The sequence below is a fragment of the Spiroplasma endosymbiont of Lariophagus distinguendus genome (assembly GCF_023846195.1).
Taxonomy (GTDB): Bacteria; Bacillota_I; Bacilli_A; order Mycoplasmatales; family VBWQ01; genus Spiroplasma_E.
In genome coordinates this window covers 1-3,160 of the sequence record NZ_JALMUW010000083.1, presented here as the reverse complement: position 1 = coordinate 3,160, position 3,160 = coordinate 1, and the positions used below count along the sequence as shown (strand labels likewise).

Annotated in this window: 1 protein-coding gene; it reads left to right on the top strand. The window is 21.6% G+C overall.

Translation table 4 applies throughout. The features are described from left to right. Positions 1-139: 139 nt before the first annotated feature. The gene (locus M0D11_RS07315; RefSeq protein ID WP_252320827.1) at positions 140-3,013 is read left to right on the top strand and encodes an OTU domain-containing protein; all 2,874 of its coding nucleotides are present in this window, start codon (positions 140-142) and stop codon (positions 3,011-3,013) included. The last annotated feature ends 147 nt before the right edge of the window (positions 3,014-3,160 follow it).

Sequence of the window (3,160 nt, the reverse complement as noted above, 5' to 3'; positions counted from 1 at the left end):
CTTAGAAAAAAGAAATGAAAAAGAGAAAAGGAAAAAAATAAAATCTAATAACTTTTTTACCAAATGTAAAAATGATAATTCTATCGTAAATAAAAATAATGTTTTTGAAAAATGATATCGAGATAAACATAATGCATATATGAAAATTAAAATTAATAAAATAACTTGAATTAAAATATTTATATTATTTTTTTTGATAAAAGAAAAATCAATTTTTATTGAAAAAATAACTGAATTATTTAAAAATTTTTGAAATCGAACCTCTACAAAGCTTGAGGAGGAAGATTTAACTTCTTTTTCTCATTTGATTTGAGCAAATGCTAATATTTATTATGATATTTTTCAAAAATTAGAAAAAAATGAATGCATTCGTATTAATTCATATATGGGTTATCCAGAAGGATATTGAACAACAGAAAAATTTAATGATTATAATGAAATTGTTGATAAAAATAATGATGTTATTGATTGAACAACATTTAATGATAGAAATCAAAATCAAAAAGTAACTGATGAAGATAAATGGTGATTAAAATCTGCTGTTGACCTTCGTAAAAAAAGATCTGATAATTGAAAAAACATGTGGTGACCATTTAATGAATCAAATTTTATTTTTGATAATCTACCAAATGTTTTAACTAACACTGATGGTTTATATTTAGAAAATTTATCAAATTTGACTCCAGAAATTATTATACAAACTTTATCTTACAATAATCCTTTATTAGATGTATCACAAATTTCTGTTAATATTAATGAAAAAAAAGGAATTATTAATATCAAACCAAGTTTTCTTTCTAAATATATAGGAAGTGTTGAGATTCATTTATCAAATAAAAGTAAAAAAAATGAATCAAAAAAAATGAATTTTAATTTTAAACAATTGCGATTAATAAATAATCAATATGATGTTTTAGGAGATGGAAATTGTTTATTTTGATCTGTGGCAACAGCTTATTTATTACAAGTACGAACTGATGATGTGAATTTTGAAAATAGATTTATTCAGTTATTTGGTTTAAAAAATAAAAAATATTTAAGGAAAACACAAAATTTGTTAAAAATTTTTGATTTAAGAAATTATGATGCTAATCAAGATTGATATCGAAATCCAATTTCTGAGACATTAATTTCAGATTTTCGTATTAGAGTTATTAGGTATATTCATACTCATTTAGATGATAATCATATTCAAAATAGTAGAGCTATTTTTAGAAACGCCATTATTCAAGAAGAGGAAGCATTTCGACGAGAAGAAGCAGAAAGAAACAAAATACAATTTTCAGTTTCAGAAGAAGAAAGAAGAAATTTTGCAATATCTTATTTGGAAAGAATGATGGAACCCCAACAATGGGGTGGATCAATTGAAATCGAAGCAATGACAGATCTTTTAAATACTAATATTATGGTAAACGATATAAGATTTGAGCCAGATATTGAGACTGAAAATAGCATACAATTATTTCATATTAACGAAAATCATTATAATTTTGGTTTATCAAATATAATAGAAAATTTAGAAGAAAGTATAGTTAATGATAATTTAGGATTTATATCGGATAATAATGAAGATACAATTTTACAACGTTTACAAGAATTAAATCCTGGACTTGATATTAATCAAATTTATATGGGTAAAATTGATAATAATGATAGTACTGTAGAAATTTATTCAAAAAGCCATTCAAATTATATAGGTCAAAAATTAATTGCATTTAATTTAAAATCATCTAATAGAAACAAAAAAATGAAGTGTAATAGATATATTTCTAGCATTATAGTTAATAATGATTTAGGATTTATATCAGATAATAATGAAGATACAATTTTACAACGTTTACAAGAATTAAATCCTGAACTTGATATTAATCAAATTTATATGGGTAAAATTGATAATAATGATAGTACTGTAGAAATTTATTCAAAAAGCCATTCAAATTATATAGGTCGAAAATTAATTAATTTCAAAATTAAAATTAGTAAACCACAAAAAGACAAAAAAACTGAAAAACTAACTGATATTATTAAAAATACTGATTTAGGATTTATATCAAATAGTTTACCTCAAGTAATTAAAAACCGTTTACAAGAATTAAATCCTGGACTTGATATTAATCAAATTTATATAAGTAAAATTAGTAAAAATATTGCAGAAGTTAAATCAAATTTTTATTTAGATAAAATATTAGTTAAATTTATTTCAAATATAAAACCACCAGAAGGTCAATGAGAAAGTCAAAACGTTGATTTAAATCAACTAATGCCAATACCCATGAAATATCAAAAAAAAGATTTTTGATGTTCTCTTGCAGTTTTGGAAAATCTTTTAGTTAATTTATCAAACAAATCTAATACTAAATTATCACAAGATTATTTATATAATTATTTTGATAAATTAAATTTGAATCCAGATCATGATACAGGAATATTATTATATAATATTTATAAATTTTTATCTAAACATAAAGATTTAAATTTTTCTTATAGCCATATAAATTTTGAAAATAAATTTTGAAAAACACTGTCAGAAAATGAAACAAAAATTTTATGAGTACAATATTTAATATGAAATTCATTAAAAATGAATATTCCTGTTATTGCTAATACAATTTTAAATAAAAATGAAGGACATTCTATTTTAATAATTGGAATAGAACCAAATATAGATGATCCATTTAAAACTCAATATGTAATCAGAGATTCTGGTGTTAATGAAAATGAGCCTACAGAAAGAAAAATGATTGCAATTGATCTTTTTAGTATGTTTTTTAACCCCTATTTATGTTTTGGAGAGATGTTAATAGGTAGTACTGTTGCGACAAAATTTTTTATCTCTCATTTAATAGTTGAACATTTGAAAGTTGATTCTATTAATTTTCAAAATTTAATAGAAAATTTAAATGAATTTTCTAGTGATGAATTAGAAACTTTATTATCTACTGACGATACAATTTGTACTAGCGAAGCAGAGCAAAAATTATTAAATTTATTTAATGAAGATAAGAATGAATAGTTATAAAAATGAAAATAAAGAAAGAAGAAATGAAAAATAATAATAAGGAAAAATAATTATGGATGAAGTAAAATTAGGTTCTTATATTCAAAATTTTGTTTATTTAAATCCTAAGCAAAATAAATACGCAAATTTTAATAAATATGA